A 20,178-nucleotide genomic window follows, 5' to 3' on the forward strand; every position below is an offset into this window, starting at 1 on the left:
CCCCTGTCCGTGCGGATGACTTAGGTGCAGTGCCATTAAAAGCGTTAATAGAACGTAACCCTTCTGTGGATTGGAATGTCGTCGATGACGTTTTATTTGGCTGTGCCAACCAAGCCGGTGAAGATAACCGTAACGTCGGTCGTATGTCGGCGCTTTTAGCAGGTATTCCTTATACAGTACCTGCAACCACAGTAAATCGTTTATGTGGTTCATCACTCGATACCGTAGCAATGGCCGCGCGTGCCATTAAAGCAGGTGAAGCTGACGTGATTGTGGCAGGTGGTGTTGAATCTATGTCACGTGCTCCATTTGTGATGGGTAAATCTGAGAGTGCATTTGGTCGTAGTCAAAAGATTGAAGACACCACCATGGGCTGGCGTTTTATCAACCCGAAGCTTAAAGAAATGTATGGTGTTGAAACCATGCCGCAAACGGCTGAAAACGTGGCTGAACAGTTCAATATTAGTCGTGCTGATCAAGACCAATTTGCTTTAACCAGCCAACTACGTACGGCTGCAGCGCAAGCACGTGGTTTCTTTGATCAAGAAATCGTGCCTGTGACTATTCCACAGCGTAAAGGTGATGCGGTTGTGGTGGCAAAAGATGAACATCCTCGTGCATCAACCACTTTAGAAGCGTTAACTAAGTTAAAACCTGTTGTAAAAGCAGACGGTACAGTAACCGCAGGTAATGCATCAGGCATTAACGATGGTGCGGCAGCGATTCTGATTGCGTCTGATGCAGCTGTTGAAAAATATGGTTTAAAACCTCGTGCCAAAGTAATTGGTGCAACCACTGTTGGGGTTGAACCTCGCATTATGGGCTTTGGTCCTGCACCTGCGATTAAAAAGTTATTGGCTCAAACAGGTTTAACACTAGAGCAAATGGATGTGATTGAGCTGAACGAAGCATTTGCAGCACAAGCATTGGCGTGTACACGTGACCTAGGTTTAGCCGACGATGATGCGCGTGTAAACACAAATGGTGGTGCAATTGCATTAGGTCATCCATTGGGTGCATCAGGTGCGCGTTTGGTGACGACTGCTCTCAACCAACTAGAGGCAACTGGCGGCAAATATGCATTGTGCTCTATGTGTATTGGTGTGGGTCAAGGCATCGCTTTAATTATTGAAAAAGTTTAACAGCAATTTTTGGAAAGACGCTTTATGGTGAAAAACATGATGAAGCGTAATAGGGATAAGTTATGAGTCAGTTATATGCAAGTTTGTTTTATCAGAATGATGTAAATATCATATTTAGTGATGAAGCACTCGTAAAATATATGTTGCGTGCAGAGGTTGCACTGGCTCAAGCTCAAGCTGAAGTTGGTGTTGTTCCCTTAATTGCTGCTGAAACGATTCAACGTGTTGCAGAACAAGAAATTCATTCCATTATTAATTTTGATCATTTGGCACAGTCCAGTGGTCTCGCTGGCAATATTGCAATTCCATTCGTAAAGCAATTCACTGCTGCTGTAAAAAAAATCAATGAAGATGCTTCTCGTTATGTGCATTGGGGTGCGACCAGCCAAGATATCATTGATACGGCCTTTATGCTGCAAGCTCAAGATGCGTTACAGCTGATCGAAAAGCAACTTATTCAAGCTATTGAGGCAACTAAAAAACTGACGATTCAATACCGTGATCAGGTGATGATCGGACGTACATGGTTGCAACAAGGTTTACCGCTTACCTTTGGACATAAAACAGCACGGTGGCTCTCTAGTTTAGATCGAGATTTAAAGCGTGTTCAGCAGTTACAGCAACATGTCTTAACAGCGCAGTTAGGTGGTGCGGTAGGTACTTTAGCTTCATTAACTGGATATGGTTCGGCTGTAGTGAGTACCTATGCACAAAAACTTGGTTTAAATACACCCGTATGTACATGGCATGGGGAGCGAGATCGTGTAGCCGAAATTGCACATGTACTTGCAACGATTACAGGAAACTTGGGCAAGATGGCCCGTGACTGGTCACTCATGATGCAAACAGAAATTGCAGAAGTGTTTGAACCGAGTGGTGCTGGGCGTGGAGGGTCATCGACGATGCCTCATAAGCGTAATCCTGTTGCAGCTGCTTCAATTCTAGCCGCTGCAAATCGCGTCCCTGCATTGATGTCAAGTATCTACCAAAGCTTAGTACAAGAACATGAACGAAGTTTAGGTGCATGGCATGCTGAATGGCTAGCGTTACCAGAGTTATTTCAACTGACGGCGGGTAGTTTAAGTAGAGCAATCGATGTATTTACGGGATTAGAAGTAGATCCTGAAAATATGTTCAGAAATTTAGAGTGCACGCAAGGATTAATCATGGCTGAAGCACTGATGATGTCACTCGCACCTCAGATGGGTCGATTGAATGCACATCATCTTGTGGAAGCTGCTTGTAAGCAAGCAGTTGCCGAACAACGACACTTACTCGATGTTGTACAAAATAATCCAGAAATATTAGCTATTTTTGATCTAGATCAACTCCGTCAGATTTTTAATCCGCAACATTATCTAGGAAATACTCAAGCACAAATAGATGCGGTACTAGAGAGCGTTCAAGGAAGTACACCATAATGACATTAATCAATAATCGTAATGGTCAGCAGCTTGCGGTCTATCGTTTTGGTGACGATACAAAACCAAGCATCATTTTTTCAAACTCACTGGGCACTGATCATGGCATGTGGCAAGCCCAAATTGATTATTTTTCCAAAGATTATGATGTGATTTGCTATGACACACGTGGTCATGGAAGAAGTAGTGTCATTGAAAATACCACAATCATTGATTTGGCCAATGATGTCCTTGATGTACTCAATCATTTCTCTATAGAAAAAGCACATTTTTGTGGTATCTCCATGGGGGGAGTTACTGGGATTCAATTAGGCATAATTGCACCAGAGCGTTTTAACTCTATTACGATTGCAAATTCAGCAGCAAAAATTGGAAATGCCGAGGCATGGTTGAGTCGTGCAGATGCGGTTGAACAAAATGGTTTGGCTGATATCGTCAGTACTACACATACGCGTTGGTTTAGTGAACAGTTTGATTATTTACACGATGTGACAGCTCAAAAAACCATTCAGAGTTTGTCTGTCACTCAGCCTAAAGGCTATGCAGCCTCTTGTCGTGCTTTAGCTCAGACGGATTTACGCAATCAACTTGGAAAAATTATTGTGCCTTGTTTGGCATTATGTGGCGGCTTAGATCCTGTGACCACAGTGAATGATGGTGAGTTTTTAAAACAACATATACCTGACTGTCAACTTGCAGTCATAGATGCATCGCATTTATCCAATATTGAGCGACCAGTTGAATTTAACCAAGCATTGCTTGCTTTTATTCAGTCTTAAGCACATCTGAACATCAAATAATTTCAATTTTAAAGAGGAACAACCTCATGAATGATGAAGAACGTTATAAGCAGGGGCTAGAAGTCCGTACTGAAGTCTTGGGTGAAGCCCATGTCGGGCGTTCACTTGAAAATTTAAATGAATTTAATGCTGATTTTCAAAACTTCATTAGTCGTTTTGCATGGGGTGAGGTTTGGTCACGACCAGGATTGCCAAGACATACACGTAGTTTGGTGACGATTGGAATCTTACTTGCATTGGGGCGTGAAGCAGAGCTCAGAATGCATATTCGTGCTTGTTTCAACAATGGCGTTACTAAAGATGATCTTAAAGAATTATTTTTGCATGCGTCTTTATATGCAGGACTTCCTGCAGCCAATGCTGCAATGCATATGGCAGAAGAAGTATTTGCAGAGTTAGGCATTTCGCCTGAGAAAATTAAATAAACGGACGATATTTTAAATTGAATAAGGAGAGATTCATGTCTCAAATTCTGATGGGTGCTTATGCACAGCGAAATACAGATGATCATCCACCAGCATATGCACCGGGATATAAAACCAGTGTATTACGTTCACCGAAAAATGCACTGATTTCGATTGCGCAAACATTAACCGAGGTTACTGCACCTCACTTTAGCGCAGACTTATTGGGTCCTAAAGACAATGATTTAATTTTAAATTATGCAAAAGATGGTTTACCTGTTGGTGAACGCGTCATTATTTATGGTTATTTACGTGATCAATTTGGTCGTCCAGTTAAAAATGCTCTGATTGAAGTATGGCAAGCGAATGCCTCAGGACGTTATCGCCATCCTAATGATCAGTATGTGGGAGCTATGGACCCTAACTTTGGTGGTTGCGGTCGAATGCTCACAGATGAAAATGGTTTCTTCATTTTTAGAACGATAAAACCAGGACCTTATCCGTGGCGTAACCGTATCAATGAGTGGCGTCCAGCACATATCCATTTTTCTGTGATGGCAGATGGCTGGGCACAGCGTTTGATTTCCCAGTTTTATTTTGAAGGCGATACATTAATTGATAGCTGTCCAATTTTAAAAACTGTTCCTTCAGAACAACAGCGAAGAGCTTTAATTGCGCTCGAAGACAAGAGCAACTTTATTGAAGCAGATAGTCGTTGCTATCGTTTTGACATTACTTTACGTGGTCGTCGTGCGACATATTTTGAAAATGATTTGACTTGATAGGGAGCATCAGGATGAATGGCTGGAAATTTGAAGAATTACATGAAACACCATCTCAAACAGGTGGTCCATATGTCCATATTGGATTAATGCCTAATCAAGCAGGTATAGAAGTATTTGAGCATAGCTTCAATAATCAAATGGTGAAAGATGGCACTCAAGGTGAACGTATTCGCCTCGAAGGGCAAGTTTTTGACGGATTGGGTTTACCACTTCGCGATGTACTCGTAGAAATTTGGCAAGCTGATGCCAATGGTGTTTATCCAAGTCAACAGGATACGCAAGGGAAGCAGCCAGATCCAAACTTTTTAGGTTGGGGTAGAGCGGGTGCGGATTTTGACACTGGTTTTTGGAGCTTCGATACGATCAAACCAGGTGCTGTTCCTGGACGTAAGGGTTCACAGCAAGCACCACATATCGCGCTGGTTATTTTTGCGCGTGGTATCAATTTAGGTTTACATACTCGAGTTTACTTCGAGGATGAAGCTGAAGCGAATGCGAAAGACCCAATTTTGAATGGCATTGAGTGGGCGCCACGTCGTCAAACACTCATTGCTAAGCGTGAAGAGCGTGATGGTCAGATCGTTTATCGTTTCGATATTCGTATTCAAGGTGAAAATGAAACTGTATTCTTTGATATTTAAACTTTGAACAAGAAATTAAAAAGGTCAGTGATTTCACTGACCTTTTGTTGTTTCTATCAATAGATTTTGATGAAACAACTTATCTTAACAATACAAAGTTATATATTCGTGAGCATAAATTATTGTGGCTCTTTTTGTAAAACGACATATGGTGTATTTACTACGGATTTTTGTTTTAACTTATAGATGATGAAAATGGCAATAGCTGCTAAAACAAATGCAAAACCAAAATTTCCGTACAATTCTAAAGGCGAGTTCCCTAGGTCTAAAAAGTATCCCGCAATGATTGGAGAGAAAATACCACCAAAACGACCAACACCAGTTGCAATCCCCACGCCTGTTGATCGTACATCTGCCTCATAGAGCTGTGTAGAAATGGCATAGATTCCAGCTAAACAGCCATTAATAAAGAATCCTAGCGTTGTGGCAACGATAATTAATATATTTAAATTATCTGTATTGTTCACAAACAATAAAATACATACGTACGTGAGGATTAAAAAGGCAATTTGATTGATGTATACGCTGACTTTAGAACTAAGAACACCAATGATAAAACTACCTAAAATACCACCCACGCTGATCATCATGGCAGTTTTAATAGATAATGAGTTATCTAGACCAGAACTATTGAGAATTTTAGGTGTCCAGCCCATCACGAAATAAAAACCAAAAAGAATAAAGAATATAGAAACCCATAATACAAGGGATTTAACTAAATACTTGTGGTTAAATATTTCTACGTAAGAAGACTTTTGATTTTCTACATATGCTTTGGGTAGTGTGAGAATTGGTTTTTTATGCATTTTAGAGAAAATTTGATTCAATTTTTCCAAAGCATGTTTTGGTTGTTTTAGTAATAAATAATCGATCGATTCTGGTAAAAATTTCAATGAGCACAGAAAAGCAAATGTAGTAACGAATCCACCAATTAGAAATACTTGTCTCCAACCGATACTTTCTAAGCTATATACAGCAAGTAGTGCTCCGCTAATTGCTCCAATCCCATAACCGGCAGATAATATACCAACACTAAAACTTTTATATTTAGTCGGAGAATATTCACTGGCCAAAATCATAGCACTGATTTGAACACCACCAATACCAACACCAGTGAAAAATCTGCACAGAACCAATTGTTTAAAGTCGGTGGCAAATGCAGATGCAAACATGCTCAGACCACAGATTAATAGACAAAGGTTAATTAAATTACGTCTACCGATTTTATCTGCGAGAGGTGCAAGTAAAAATGAACAGACGGTCATACCAATTAAACCAGCACTAATTAAAGTTCCTATATTAGTACCAGTTAATGAAAACTCATTGGCAACTGAACTTGCCAAATAAGCCATTATCATGAAATCGAATCCATCGATAATGTATAAAATAAAACAGAAAAAACGACGAATTTTTGATATGAACTTATTTTGTCATTATCGACACAATCCTTTAATTTTAAGATATCCATTCTTTTTTTAATCCTTATAGAACCATAAATGCAGCACTGGTTTTTGCCACTAACTTTCCATGCTGCCAAGCTTCACTTTCAATGCTTAAAATTTTACGTCCTTCTTTAATGAACCACGCTTTTGCCAATACTTCACCAACTTCACATGGTCTGAAGAAATTAATTGTTAAATTAATTGTGGCAGCTGGTTTTTCTGTTTGATTTAAGGCAGCTAAAATTCCCATTGCATCATCAAGCATGGCGCAGATCATGCCTCCTTCAACACTTCCCCTAGGGTTGGTAAAACTTTCAAGAGCAATATATTGAACTGAAATTACTCGCTTTTCCTTGTCCCACTGAAGTTGATGACCACCCAATAAATGATGAATAGGGGGTAAATAAGATAAAACTTGTTCGTCCATTGAAAAGTACTCCTTTTAATATTTATTTCACTGCAAATGCATCATAGATCATGGCTTTTCCGAGACGCATTGCACTTCCAACTGCAATTGTCTGATTTAACCATGCATATTTTTCTGAGCTAGTTTCAAACTGCATGGTTAACTTGAAGTAATATTGAGTGGGATTAACATCTTCGCCACGACTTAATTGTTCTAGTACTTGTGGTGAAGCATGGCGATAACCTTTAGTTTGTAAATAAATCAGAGCACCATCATCAGTTTCTAATAAATAGCGTGTATCTATATATGCCAACCCTTTGCTATCGACCTTTTGCCAATCTGCACCATTATTAAGAATACGCCCCTTCAAACTTGGTCCAGAAAAAGATCCTCCAGTGATCGGGATAATGCGTCTTTGCCCTAAATCTGAAGTTTTACCCAGTTCCCAAACTGGGGCTGTGAGTTCAACATTGAAAGTCGCAAGGGGTTCAAGTTTTATGGGTTGTGGTGAATATTGGGTATTTGCCAGACTTAATGCACTGGTGGTATAGACCAATAAGCCGATTAAATATTTCATACTTATTATCCTTAGAGAGGGTAGGGTTCCTCAGTAAAGAACCCTTTTGTTATTATTTAAATTTCCACGTGTAATCAATATTGATACGAGTTTCATTGGCTGGCTTAATATTGGCGGTAATTGGCATATCATTATCGTAGATCGCGTAACGCGCGCGTAAACCTAAATTTTTTAGTGGGCCATTTTGAACTGTGTAAGCTAGATCAAAATCCAATTCATCTTCCGAAAAATCTGTACCACCCAACTGTGGTGCGTAAATATTGCTACCATGGGTATAGCGGGTCATAAAACGAAGACCTGGAATATAGTCTTTAAAATCGTATTCATAACGCAGGCTATAAACACGCTCTTTCGCATTCAAAAACTCACCAGTCCAAGTATCAATTGCTAGTCCAGTTTCTCCTCCAGTTAAGTACGGAAAAGCAGTATCTCCAAAGTGGTGAAATGTAGAAAAGATAAACTTATGGTTTTGGTGTTGAAGTTCTGAATGGCTATGAAGTAAATTATTGTCAACTAAACCCGCTTTAGCAGTCCCATCTTCATCGCTAATGTAGTAACGCAACTGTGTCGTAAAAGTGGATTGATTTGAGATTGGATATTTATAGGTTATGCCTAACAACGATTGGCGATATAAGTCGTTAACATCCATATGAAATGCAGTCAACCGCAATGGATTATTAGTCAAGTCATAATGTCCACCTAAGTAATACAAATAATCTGTTTCTTCAGAAATATAACGACCATTTACTCCAGAGATCTTTATAGCTTCATAATTTGTAGAATCACGTTGATTTACTTCATCAATATAGGATGCTTGGAGATCCAGACCTTGAATATCTTTAGATTGAACTGCAACACCTCGATAAGTTTGAGGTAAAAGTCGTGCTGGAGAGCCGACTAAAACAGGAGTCATGGGTTGAAGGGTCCCTATACGTACCTCGGTTTCAGAAACTTTAGCTTTTAAAGTGACTCCAACTTCACCATATTGATCTGCAGGCTCATTGGTTTCCAAGGAACGAATTAAGTTTCCTGTACCTCCATATTTAGCATCAGCATCCAGTTTAAAACCTGCAGTCGCTAATAGATCTAAACCAAAACCAATCGTTCCATCGGTGAATCCAGATTGCGCTTTAAAGATAAATCCTTGTGTCCAGTCTCTTAATGCGGGGTATCTATTCTCAACTTTAAAGTCACGGTCAAAGTAGAAGTTACGTGCAGTTAATTCGACTTTACTTTGGTCGATAAAATTATTTGCAAATGCTGGAGCGGTACATAATAGAAGTGGTGTGATCCATAATTTTTTCATCTTTATTTCATCCTGAAATAGTATTAATACATAGAGGTAATCTTTGTGTTATTTTCCTAAAAGTTCTCTTGCAACGATTTCTTTCATAATTTCATTGGTTCCCCCATAAATTTTTTGAACACGTGCATCGACATAAAATCGAGATATTGGATATTCCCGCATGTATCCATATCCCCCGAACAATTGCAGAAGTTGATCAATGACTTCACATTGGGTATCAGTGATGAAGCATTTCAATGCCGCAACTTCGCTTACATCCAATACTCCCTGTTGATAAAGCAACTTACATTTTTCGACAAAGGCTTCGGCTGCTAGAGTTTTAATTTTGGCTTGAGCGATTACAAAACGAGTATTTTGAAATTGTGCAATTGATTGTCCAAAAGCTTTACGTTCGAGGACATATTCTTGAGTAATTTCTAAAGCACCTTGCAAAGCGCCTAATGCCATGAGAGAAATACTCAAACGCTCACGTGGAAGTTCTTGCATGAGATAGCTAAAGCCTTGACCTTCCTGACCTAATAATTGGTCTTTAGGAACTCTGACTTGGTCAAAAAATAATTCGGCAGTGTCTTGAGATTGAAGTCCAATTTTTTTTAGACCACGACCTTTTTTTACTCCATCTAAATGAGCATCCACCAATAAAATCGAAATACCTTTAGCTCTTGCTTGAGGATCAGTTTTAGCAACTAAAACTATGAGATCTGCATGTTGACCATTCGATATAAACGTTTTTGAACCATTCACTACATAATGATCGCCATCTAATAAGGCTTGAGTGCGGATGGCTTGTAGGTCTGAGCCTGCATTGGCTTCAGTCATTGCAATAGCTGTAACAACTTCACCGGATACCATTTTAGGTAACCAATATTGTTTTTGATCTTCACTTCCAATATTCTGGATATAGGGTGAAACAAGTTCACTCTGACCACCGATTGCAACGGCTAACGCAGAGAAGCCCGCTCGAGCAGTTTCTTGAACGATCATTTGTGAATAATATATCGGTGCGCCGTAACCTCCATATTGTTCAGGTACATCGACGCATAAAAATCCATTTTGTCCAAGTTGATCCCAAACTTGTCGAGGCATGAGTCCTTGCTCTTCCCATGACTCATAATATGGGGCGACAAACTCTGCTAGGAAGCGTCGATAATTGTCCCGAAACAGCTCAAAATCACTATCTTTCTGCATAGCGTTATCCTAATTTTGAATGCAACTGTCTAAGCAGCGTTTGACTAAACGCTGCTGAATAAAAAAGTTGAGTTAATTTCTAAGGGTTGGAATGCGAATAATGAGTGGATTATTGATGTTTTTTTCGTATAACTCTTCCACCATTGCTATGCGACGTTTCAAGATACCACTTTGATTGAGATTGCCTTTATCAGTGGTTTCTCCTGCATCAAGAAGTGGAGGTTCAATCATGAGGTAAAGCATTGAAACAGTGTTTGAACTACCTGTCGCATCTTTGTTGAAATCAATTAAAAACTGCTTAAACCACTGTTGAACTTTAGGGTGTAGAAGCACCTCTTTAGTATCCACTAGACTTAAATCTAATCCTGCATACTCAGCGCAATCTGCAATTTTGGGAAATATTAAAAAACCAATCGCACTTAAATTAGATCCGGTAATACAAACATCTTGAATAAGTCGATTACCTGTAATGAGAACTTTATTGCGTAATGTTCCAACATTGACAAAGGTACCTGTATTCAACTTAAAATCTTCAGCTATACGGCCATCATACATGAGTCCTTGACTCGGGTCGGATGGGTCTACTAACTTCACTGCATCCCCAGTGCGATAAAAGCCTTCATCATCAAAGATATTAGCTTGTTGTTCCATAGGTAGACGCCAGTAATGTTTCATGACATTTTTACCACGAACACAAAACTCAAGTTTGTCACCATAAGGAACTAATTTCACTTCACAACCTGGAGCTGGATATCCAATGAACCCAGCCATTACTTTGGGACCAGTTGTAAACACACATGATGGTGCAGTCTCAGTCATCCCCAAACCGCTCATGATACGAATACGTTCCCCACAGTGTGACTGCGCAATTTGGTCAAGTCTGTTCCAACCAGCTTCTGATAGTGCAGCACCAGCAAAAAACAAAATTTTAACTCGACTAAAAAAATTTTCACGTAACTCAGCATCTTGTTCAAGTGCTACGGTTATTTCTTCCCATCCTTTAGGAACGTTTAAATACACAGTAGGTGCAATTTCCTTAAGATTTCTGATGGTTTCTTCCATCTTTCCTGGAACTGGCTTGCCGTCATCAATATAAATTGTGCCGCCGTTATATAATGCGATTCCTACATTATGACTACCACCAAAAGTATGATGCCATGCTAACCAATCAACCAATACTGGGGGGGTCTCTTCAAATTCAGGGAAGGTCTGAAGCAGCATTTGTTGATTGGTACATAGCATCAAATGAGTTGTAGGTACCGCTTTCGGCATTTTAGTTGAGCCAGATGTAAATAGAAATTTCGCTATTTGATGTTCATCAATTGTCTCATAATGATCTTTAATATCATTAATTTCAGAGGAGAGGAGTGAGGAGAAAGCAAGGCAATTTTTCTCACCAAATTTTCCAGAATTCGTAACTATCACAATATCATCTGTATCGCAGCAATGTTCAATCGCTTTAGCAAAAGCTTGACCATCATTAGCAAAAACCAAACCTGGTGTTAGAACATCAAACACATGTTTGAGCTTGCCAAAATCTTTAGAAATAAGTGAATAGGCAGGAGAAATTGCGGAGAATGGAATCCCTGCAAGCATTGCTCCCATTGACAAAGTTAGATGCTCTAGATCATTTCCAGATAGAATGACAATAGGACGTTCAGTTGAAAGATGTGAATACTGTTTCAAACTTTGTGCAATACGCCATGCTCGATCTAATGTTTCTGCGTATGTAAGCTTAATCCATTCATCATCATGACCACGTTTTGCTGCAAATACACGATCGGGATGCGTTTGAGCATATTGAATTAAACGGTCAGTAATTTTTTGTGGGTATGGTTTAAGTTGTTCTTTTGGGGAAATATACAAAGTGCCATTTTTAGATTGAAACTCAATCTCGTGACTGCCTAATTTAACAAATCGCTCAGGATATTTATGCGTATGAACCGTCATATTCGACATTGTTTTCACTCCATGTATTTTTAGCTATTCTTTTCCAACGAAAAGAGCTGACTTCATGTCAACTCTTTGAAATGTTCGTTAAATAGGGTAGTGACGAGTTTTGGTTTGCATGGTGATCCAACGCAGCTCAGTGAACTCTGCAACTGAGACTTTACTCCCAAATCGTCCATAACCACTTTGTTTCACACCACCAAAAGGCATTTGCGCTTCATCATGAACGGTTGCACCATTAATATGACAAATACCTGATTCGATACGTTTAGCAACATCTAGAGCTAGGGATAAATCTTGACTAAAAACTGCTGCAGATAATCCAAATTCTGAGTCATTTGCTAAATCGATTGCTTCATCAACAGTTTTAAAACGTTGAACGGTGCACACAGGACCAAAAGATTCTTCGGCATAAATCTGCATATCTTTAGTGACGTCAACTACGATAGTAGGTTGCATCATAGCACCATCAATGCTTAAACCCAGTGGTAAATATGCACCTTTTTCACGTGCATCTTCAATTAAATTTTTGATTCTTGTTGCAGCTTTTAAACTTTCTAGAACGCCCAGAGGTTCTTGACTCTCAAGTGGATTTCCTGCTCTGATATTCTGAACTTTATTGATCAATTTTTCGATGAATTGGTCTGCAATTTTTTCATCCACAAGAACACGCTCTGTCGACATACAGATCTGTCCCTGGTTGAAAAAAGCGCCGAAACTGATGGCATTAACGGCTTCGTCCAGGTCCGCTTGCTCCAATACAATGACCGGTGCTTTGCCACCAAGTTCCAGCAACACTGGTTTGAGGTATTTCGCTGCAGTTTCTGCAATTATTCGTCCTACATGCGTTGAACCTGTAAAATTAATTCTTTTAGTCAATGGATGACTGATTAAACGCTCTACAATCTGTGGAGCATCTTGCGGGGCATGAGTAATGACATTGACAACACCATCGCCAATACCTGCTTCATGAAGTACTTCCCCAATTAATCGATGTGTTGCAGGGCAAGCTTCAGATGCTTTAAGTACGACTGTATTCCCACAAGCCAGAGGCATCGCTAAGGCACGAGTGGCTAAGATAACAGGAGCATTCCACGGCGCCATACCAACGATGACACCACATGGAACGCGAACACCCATAGCGATATTGCCAGGAACATCTGATGGAATAATATTTCCATCAATTTGTGTAGTCATGGCTGCTGCTTCTCTCAGCATATTGGCAGCAAGATGGACATTAAAGCCATACCACGTCGCAGTTGAACCTATTTCATGTATTGCAGTTTGAATAAACTGTTCAGTTTTTTGATCCATCAAATCTGCAGCTTTAAGCAATTTTAAACGTCGGTCTGTTGGTGATAGAAGAGACCAAGTTTTGAATGCTTCATGCGCTGACTCAATTGCACGATCAACATCGCTTAAAGTCGCTGCTGCACTCGTTGATGCGATTGAGCCATTAATTGGACTGATTCTTTCAAAAGTTTGTCCTGAACTTGCTGCAACAGATTGGCCGTGAATAAGTAACTGTACGTTTTGCATGGTGAATGTTTCCTTACATGTCCATCATGACGAAAAAAGTAGATTCTGCTTAAGCAGGACGTTTATAAGTTTGAAGACCTGGTTTGATTGTTTTGTCATCCAAGAATTGCTTCATACCTTGTGCACGACCACCTTCATCATCACGGTAGTTGCATTGATCCAGTTTGGCGTATAAGTAATCTTCGTTTTGCTCCCAAGTCAGCTCACGACAGCGCTTAAAACCATTCTTCGCTGTACGCAGTACAACTGGATTCTTTTCAAGCAAATTATTTGCCAGTTCAGTTACTTCTGCACGTAATTGTGCGAGTGGAACACTCTTGTTCACTAAGCCCATATTTGCAGCTTCAACACCAGAGAAGGTTTTGCCTGTCATGATGTAGTACATAGAAGCACGATGACCAACTGTATCAGCCATAGCTTTGCTCACTAAGTTACCTGGAGGAATTCCCCAATTCACTTCAGACAAGCCAAATGTAGCTTCATCTGCTGCAATGGCTAGATCACATGCGACTAGTGGTGAGAATCCACCACCGAAGCACCAGCCGTTTACCATTGCAATCGTTGGTTTTGAATAAAAACGAAGTAAATGCCATTGCCAACGTGATGCATCACGACGAATTCGCTCTTGGAAAATTTCTGGCTGGCTGTCAACCTCACGGAAGTACTCTTTCAAGTCCATACCTGCTGTCCAAGAATCTCCAGCACCAGTGAGTACCACAACACCTGCTTCTGGATCGAGTTCAAGCGTTTCAAGTACATCAATCATTTCTTTATTTAAGGTTGGACTCATCGCATTTTTCTTTTCTGGGCGATTTAAAGTGACCCAAGCAATGCCAGCTTCAACGTTTACATCTACAGTGGACCAGCGATTTTGATAAGACATGATAAGCTCCTTAATGTTTGTTTTATGTCCTGATGGAATTAAGATAATATCAGTTAAACTTACATACAAGTGTTTTTTTGAATTTTTTATAAATTTTTTATAATTAATTGATAATTATTAAAATAATACTTTAAATGAATTTTATTTGAAAAAAAATATTGATTATTTGATAAGTTTAGGTGATATTTTTTGAGTTGCCTGGACGGAGGCAATACATAGGATGTGTATTTTTTTTAAAGTATTTTAAAAGCTCTAAAAGGGACAATAAAAAATGGAACAAAGTGTAAGTAGTAAGACTAAAGCTACGCTTACACTCGTACTGTGTTTCGCTATCGCTGTATTTGAAGGTTTCGATCTTCAATCAATGGGCGTAGCAGCACCACGGATGCGAGCAGAGTTTGGCTTAGATAATACTCAAATGGCATGGGCGTTTAGCGCGGCAATCTTGGGTACTTTACCTGGTGCATTATTAGGAGGTCGTTACGCTGATAAAATTGGGCGTAAGGCAGTTCTATTGACCAGTATTTTAATTTTTGGAGTGATGTCAGTTCTAACGGCATATGCTTCTGATTATACACTGCTTTTAATCATTCGTTTCTTAACTGGGTTAGGGATGGGTGGTGCTTTACCAATGATGATCACCATGGCATCAGAGGCAGTATCAGAGAAACATAAAGGCATTGCAGTCAGTATTATGTATAGCGGTATTCCATTTGGTGGAATGTTGACATCATTCGTGGCAATGGGTTTAGCTGGTGATGCGCAATGGAGACATATCTTCTACATTGGTGGCTTCGCTCCAATTCTTCTAATCCCTTTGCTAATGAAATATTTGCCGGAGTCTAAAGACTATTTAACAGCGACGAAGAATAAAACTTCTACCCCATTCTTTGAAGTGTTGTTTGCAAAAGAACGGCGTTTTTCCACGATTCAAATTTGGATCAGTTTTTTCTTTACGTTAGTTGTTTTATATTTTTTACTCAACTGGTTGCCACTATTGATGGGTGCACAAGGTTTAGGAAAAACAGAAGCGAATTATGTTCAAATTGGTTACAACATCGGTGGTATCTTCGGATCGATTCTCATGGGAACTTTACTTGATAAGATTCGCATGAGTACTGTAATTAAATTTATATATATTGGCATCTTGTTATCACTGTGCTGTCTTGCAATCTCTCCAACTGTTGCCTTACTTGTATTGTCTGCTGTGGGGTGTGGTCTATTTATTGTAGGTGGCCAATCAGCGCTCTATGGATTGGCAGCGATGTTCTATCCAACAGAAATGCGTGGGACGGGCGTAGGCGCTGCAGTCGCAGTAGGGCGTATAGGATCTTTTGCTGGGCCACTATTTGCTGGCATGCTACTGTCGTTAGGTTCTAGTTCAGCAATGGTCATTGGTGCAAGTATTCCACTGATTTTATTTGCAGCTATTGCGGCATTAATGCTTGTACGCAAGCCACGTGCAGAGCAGTCTGATGCTGTGCTAAATATAACTACACGTTAAACTTATGTTAAAAGTATGATTACGACAGTAGTCATACTTTTGTTCATCTATTAAGGAAGATAAAATGTCAGAAGTTAATCATTCGATTCCGACACTGAGCTATATAATTGCAAGGGTTGATCGTATTGTGAGTAAACTTTTAACTGAACGTTTAAAAGACTTAGATATCACCTTATCTCAGTTTACAGCATTGTCAGTTATCGCTGCGAAAGGCAATCTATCTAATGCAAAACTTGCAGAACGTTCATTTATTAAACCGCAATCTACCAATAAAATTCTACAAGATTTACAAAACCACGATTGGATCAGTAGAGCTTCAGATCCCTCACATGGACGAAGAATTTTAATTAATGTAACGCCTAAAGGATTTGAAAAACTCGAACAATGTCGAAACATTGTTAATGAGATAGAACAAAAAATGTTAGATGGGGTAGATATCCATTTAGCTTATTTAATTCGAAACAATCTAGAGTTAATGGCAACCAATCTTCAAAAAATAAATATTGATGATACGAACTCATAATCACCTCAGTTATCAAAAATAGAATAGTGAATTTCCGGCCTAAAAGCGTCCTTTAAGTCAACAGAGATTGATATTCCAAATCTGACTCGTTAGGATCAATCATGATCAAAAAAATTGAGTAGTTATATGTCTTCAGGGCAGCAAGTGTTAATTGAACTTCGAAAAATGATTATTTCTGGGGAGATTGCAGGAGGTTCTCGTTTGGCTGAAATTCCGACTGCTGAAATGCTAGGTGTATCGCGTCAACCTATTCGAATGGCTTTTCGGCTTTTAGAGCAAGAAGGCTTACTCGTTAAAAATCCAACTCGAGGCTATACTGTTCGAGAAATTTCATCCAAATTAGTTCATGATGCTTTGCATGTACGTGGAGTTTTAGAAGGTCTTGCTGCAAAAACGCTTGCTGAAAAAGGCATGACGTTAGATCAACATCAAACACTTTTGAATTGTATTACGCAAATTGATTCCATATTCAATAAACCAGAATTAACAAGCGATGATTTAGAAACCTATCACCATTACAACACTATTTTTCACAATACTATTATTCAAGGCTCGGATAATGTCGCAATTGTGCAAGCACTCAGTAAAAACAATCAGTTACCTATGGCATCTGCACAAGCACTGACTTATGATAAAAATAATGCGCTGTCTGAAATTCGTCGTTTGCAATATGCGCATATCCAACACTGCTCAATATTCAATGCATTAAAGCAACAAGACTCAGCACGCGCTGAAAGTTTAATGCGTGAGCATAGTCATGTGGTTACTTTAGGGGAGACTATGCGTTCAATATTTCACACAGATGGGTCTATATAAAAAACCCTTCAATTAATGAAGGGCTACACTTGAAAATCTATCGATCCAAATTAAACATCAATGATAATTCGTTGAGATTTGGCTCTTGAGCAACAAGGTGTGAATTGATCATTTGCAGCTTGTTCCTCTTCAGTTAAATACATATCTCTGTGATCAATTTCACCTTCAACTACATTCACTAAGCAAGTGCCACAAATACCTTGTTCACAAGATAAAGGGATACAGATTCCAGCATGTTCTAAAGCTTGTGCTGCAGATTGATCAGCTGCGACATGAATACGTTGCCCTGTTTTTAAAATCTCAATTTCAAAACTGCCATCTTGACTGGTATCAATAGCTTGTGCGCTGAAATGCTCTTTATGTACTTGATGACTAGGCCAAGAGAGCGTTTCTGCGGTATGGATCACATAGTTCATAAAACCATCTGGGCCACATACATAAATATGATGATCGATATGAGGAGAGGCAAAGACCGTATTCAAAAGAATATGTGTTTCAGGTTCATCATCAATATGGATGTGGACGGAATCTCCTAGAGCCTCTAAATCTTGTTGGAATGCAATAGAAGCTCTCGTTTTCACAAAATACAGTAATTGGAAGGGCTGATTATTGCGTTTAAGCTCTTTAGCCATTGCTAAGATAGGAGTGATACCGATTCCACCTGCACACAAATATGCATATTCTGTCTCAGGAACCAAGGCAAACAAATTTCGTGGTTCACTAATCTTGAGCTGCTGACCCTCACGAAGTTGTTCATGAATAAATTTAGAACCACCACGTGATAAAGGATCATTCAGGACACCAATGACGTAACGGTGCTGCTCTGAACTACAATTTGCCAAAGAATACTGTCTAATTAATTGATTACCTAAGTGCACATCAATATGTGCACCGGCTTGAAAAGCTGGTAATAATTCACCATGGGTGTTTACCAGTTCGAAAGATAAAATGTGTTCATTATGACGATAAATCTTCTGAATAGTCACATCCATGTGAGTATCGCTCCTTGGTAAAATGAAAAACTGATAAAATGTGGGTTTACTTTAAACAACATTCAAAGTTGTAATTTTCTGCTCATCATTCGTTTGCTCTAAGCTGATCAAGCGGTCAATTACTTTTCGAGATTGAACACCGCCTGCATCAATATTCAGCATCAGCAATTTACGATCAGGATGTCTCAATAAATTCTGTTGCTGTTGTTCAAGCATATCTAAATCTTCCGAGAAAATTTTGCCCTGTCCCTCACGAATTTGGTTAGTTAATTCGATGTTGTCGGGTTGGAAGTGTCGAGCCATTCCCCAGAAATACCAGTGAGACGTTTCCGTTTCGGGGGTAATAAAATCTACAACGATTGAAGACACTTTTTTATTTTCCGGTGCGTTGTAACCACCATGTCCTGCGTGGGCAACACCAACTTCAATATGAACATTGCTAGGTGCATGAAAGTGACAAATTTGCCAACGGTCTACTAGAACATCTGCAGCGAGATTATTACCTTTTAGAGCCATTTGCCAAAATGGAGGTGCATAAATGTTTTCCATATGACGTTCAGTCACAACATGGTCACCATCAACACGAGTGGTTGGTGCAGCTTCATCAATTTCTTTTTGACCAATGCTGTTTGCATGAACATATGTTTCATGGGTGAGATCCATTAAGTTATCAATCATCAAACGGTAATCACAGTTGATGTGGAATAGTCCACCACCATAGGCCCATTCTGGATTTTCAGCCCACTCTAAAGTTGGGAGTTGATCTTCACTTGCAAGCGATTGGTCTCCTGGCCATACCCAAATAAAGCCAAATTTTTCAATTGCGCGATAGCTTTTATTGCAAGGAAAGCCACGTACACGTTGGCCAGGCATTGAAACCGTTTTACCGTCACATCCCATCACTAACCCATGATAACCACAGACCAGTTGACCATCTTCAACAAAGCCTAATGACAAAGGTGCACCGCGATGTGGGCAAAAATCTTCAATGGCATGTATTTGGTTTTCTTTTCCACGATAAAAAACCATTTTTTCACCGCAAATTTGTCTTCCTAGAGGCTTATCTTGTACTTCTTCAGGTCGTGCCGCCACATACCAAGTATTTTTTACAAACATGAGTTGATCTCCTTATCAATTGGATCCAATAATTCTATTTTTTAGATAAAAAGTCAATAATAAACTTTGAAAATAAATATTTTGGATCCATTTTTGAGAGAGCATTTAAATAATAATTATTTTTGAGCAAAAATGATGGCAAATCACCATCTAAGAATATGGCGAAATTGATTCATTGTCAGAGAGGGGGACGAGGGTTAATTCATTAAACAAAAAATGCTTAAACTTGATCGATTATTGGGATTTTATTTTTAGCTGCATTAGAAAATTAAAATTGACCTAATTTTTTCATTTGACGACGACGTCTCGTGAGCCCCAAGATTTCTTGGCGATCTTGAATTTCTTGAGCAGAATAAGGCAGCGTCAGTTGCAATGCTTCGAGTTCAAGATGACTGTTTTCAATGAGGAAGCAGTCATGCTCAACTGGCCATGTACTGGTAATGGGTTTGCGTTTACGGGAATAGTTCATGGTTAAATTATAAAATTTGAGAAATGAATAATGTAGATGCGGATCAAGTTAAACGACAAAACATGTCGTAATGATTTAGAACACTAAGATTTTAAACCCTATTTTAATGAGAATCTTTCAATGTACTTTTAAGTGATATTGATTGAGTAAAATTACCTAGATTTACACGGTTTACATAACATCTGGATTTTGAAATGAGTTGTTACGTTTCGTGCCATCCCTCTACTGGTTTTTAAGTTAATATTTTAAAAGTTAAAACTTAATAACCCCAAGA

20 protein-coding genes are annotated in these 20,178 nt (G+C 39.2%); 9 read left to right on the top strand and 11 right to left on the bottom strand.

Annotation, left to right across the window (positions count from 1 at the left end; translation table 11 throughout):
• The 6 genes from pcaF to pcaG form a co-directional block, all read left to right on the top strand.
• The coding region (pcaF, locus tag FTV17_RS00005; RefSeq protein ID WP_179997661.1) for a 3-oxoadipyl-CoA thiolase at positions 1 to 1,142 on the top strand (1,142 nt) is incomplete at its 5' end.
• Positions 1,143 to 1,204: 62 nt separating this feature from the next.
• Positions 1,205 to 2,563: a 3-carboxy-cis,cis-muconate cycloisomerase gene (gene pcaB / locus FTV17_RS00010; RefSeq protein ID WP_179997662.1), complete on the top strand. Its 1,359-nt coding sequence runs from the start codon at positions 1,205 to 1,207 to the stop codon at positions 2,561 to 2,563.
• A complete protein-coding gene (pcaD, locus tag FTV17_RS00015; protein WP_171076801.1) occupies positions 2,560 to 3,342 on the top strand; it encodes a 3-oxoadipate enol-lactonase in 783 nt (260 codons plus the stop codon). Before pcaB ends, pcaD begins: the two co-directional genes overlap by 4 nt.
• 47 nt (positions 3,343 to 3,389) lie before the next feature.
• Entirely contained in the window at positions 3,390 to 3,788 is a 399-nt protein-coding gene (gene pcaC / locus FTV17_RS00020) for a 4-carboxymuconolactone decarboxylase (RefSeq protein ID WP_035269644.1), read from the top strand.
• A gap of 35 nt (positions 3,789 to 3,823) precedes the next feature.
• Entirely contained in the window at positions 3,824 to 4,549 is a 726-nt protein-coding gene (pcaH, locus tag FTV17_RS00025) for a protocatechuate 3,4-dioxygenase subunit beta (protein WP_179997663.1), read from the top strand.
• Between the two features lie 14 nt (positions 4,550 to 4,563).
• Entirely contained in the window at positions 4,564 to 5,193 is a 630-nt protein-coding gene (gene pcaG, locus FTV17_RS00030; RefSeq protein WP_092766915.1) for a protocatechuate 3,4-dioxygenase subunit alpha, read from the top strand.
• Positions 5,194 to 5,312: 119 nt separating this feature from the next.
• Here the strand turns inward: pcaG and FTV17_RS00035 are convergent, their stop codons facing one another.
• From FTV17_RS00035 to FTV17_RS00070, 8 genes are all read right to left on the bottom strand, one after another.
• A complete protein-coding gene (locus tag FTV17_RS00035; protein WP_373687172.1) occupies positions 5,313 to 6,611 on the bottom strand; it encodes an MFS transporter in 1,299 nt (432 codons plus the stop codon).
• 64 nt (positions 6,612 to 6,675) lie between these two features.
• Complete coding sequence (locus tag FTV17_RS00040) at positions 6,676 to 7,062, bottom strand: PaaI family thioesterase (protein WP_179997665.1); 387 nt, start codon at positions 7,060 to 7,062, stop codon at positions 6,676 to 6,678.
• A gap of 22 nt (positions 7,063 to 7,084) precedes the next feature.
• Positions 7,085 to 7,618 carry a DUF3237 domain-containing protein gene (locus FTV17_RS00045; protein WP_179997666.1) on the bottom strand — a complete coding sequence of 178 codons (534 nt, stop codon included), beginning with the start codon at positions 7,616 to 7,618 and terminating at the stop codon, positions 7,085 to 7,087.
• 52 nt (positions 7,619 to 7,670) lie between these two features.
• The gene (locus FTV17_RS00050; protein ID WP_179997667.1) at positions 7,671 to 8,924 is read right to left on the bottom strand and encodes an OprD family porin; all 1,254 of its coding nucleotides are present in this window, start codon (positions 8,922 to 8,924) and stop codon (positions 7,671 to 7,673) included.
• A 48-nt stretch (positions 8,925 to 8,972) separates the two neighbouring features.
• Positions 8,973 to 10,112, bottom strand: coding sequence for an acyl-CoA dehydrogenase family protein (locus FTV17_RS00055; RefSeq protein ID WP_179997668.1), 1,140 nt, complete (start codon positions 10,110 to 10,112; stop codon positions 8,973 to 8,975).
• A 72-nt stretch (positions 10,113 to 10,184) separates the two neighbouring features.
• Positions 10,185 to 12,071 (bottom strand): feruloyl-CoA synthase, encoded by a 1,887-nt coding sequence (locus tag FTV17_RS00060; RefSeq protein WP_179997669.1) that lies wholly within the window; start codon positions 12,069 to 12,071, stop codon positions 10,185 to 10,187.
• Between the two features lie 78 nt (positions 12,072 to 12,149).
• A complete protein-coding gene (locus FTV17_RS00065) occupies positions 12,150 to 13,601 on the bottom strand; it encodes an aldehyde dehydrogenase (protein WP_179997670.1) in 1,452 nt (483 codons plus the stop codon).
• Positions 13,602 to 13,650: 49 nt separating this feature from the next.
• On the bottom strand, positions 13,651 to 14,484 hold the full coding sequence (locus FTV17_RS00070) for a p-hydroxycinnamoyl CoA hydratase/lyase (RefSeq protein ID WP_179997671.1): 834 nt from the start codon (positions 14,482 to 14,484) through the stop codon (positions 13,651 to 13,653).
• A 271-nt stretch (positions 14,485 to 14,755) separates the two neighbouring features.
• Here FTV17_RS00070 and mhpT point away from each other — a divergent pair, with 271 nt between their 5' ends.
• The 3 genes from mhpT (at position 14,756) to FTV17_RS00085 (ending at position 17,327) form a co-directional block, all read left to right on the top strand.
• On the top strand, positions 14,756 to 15,988 hold the full coding sequence (gene mhpT, locus FTV17_RS00075; protein WP_179997672.1) for a 3-(3-hydroxy-phenyl)propionate transporter MhpT: 1,233 nt from the start codon (positions 14,756 to 14,758) through the stop codon (positions 15,986 to 15,988).
• 64 nt (positions 15,989 to 16,052) lie between these two features.
• Positions 16,053 to 16,511 (top strand): MarR family winged helix-turn-helix transcriptional regulator, encoded by a 459-nt coding sequence (locus FTV17_RS00080; protein WP_179997673.1) that lies wholly within the window; start codon positions 16,053 to 16,055, stop codon positions 16,509 to 16,511.
• A 126-nt stretch (positions 16,512 to 16,637) separates the two neighbouring features.
• Positions 16,638 to 17,327, top strand: coding sequence for a GntR family transcriptional regulator (locus FTV17_RS00085; RefSeq protein WP_035269117.1), 690 nt, complete (start codon positions 16,638 to 16,640; stop codon positions 17,325 to 17,327).
• Positions 17,328 to 17,377: 50 nt separating this feature from the next.
• Here FTV17_RS00085 and FTV17_RS00090 read toward each other — a convergent pair whose 3' ends face one another.
• The 3 genes from FTV17_RS00090 to FTV17_RS00100 all read right to left on the bottom strand — a co-directional run bounded on the left by FTV17_RS00090 (position 17,378) and on the right by FTV17_RS00100 (position 19,904).
• The gene (locus tag FTV17_RS00090; protein ID WP_179997674.1) at positions 17,378 to 18,319 is read right to left on the bottom strand and encodes a PDR/VanB family oxidoreductase; all 942 of its coding nucleotides are present in this window, start codon (positions 18,317 to 18,319) and stop codon (positions 17,378 to 17,380) included.
• Between the two features lie 51 nt (positions 18,320 to 18,370).
• A complete protein-coding gene (locus FTV17_RS00095; protein WP_179997675.1) occupies positions 18,371 to 19,435 on the bottom strand; it encodes an aromatic ring-hydroxylating dioxygenase subunit alpha in 1,065 nt (354 codons plus the stop codon).
• Positions 19,436 to 19,703: 268 nt separating this feature from the next.
• Positions 19,704 to 19,904: a hypothetical protein gene (locus FTV17_RS00100; RefSeq protein ID WP_179997676.1), complete on the bottom strand. Its 201-nt coding sequence runs from the start codon at positions 19,902 to 19,904 to the stop codon at positions 19,704 to 19,706.
• Positions 19,905 to 20,178 lie beyond the last annotated feature (274 nt).

Origin of the sequence: Acinetobacter sp. YH12239, from assembly GCF_013417635.1 — a bacterium.
Classification (GTDB): Bacteria; Pseudomonadota; Gammaproteobacteria; order Pseudomonadales; family Moraxellaceae; genus Acinetobacter.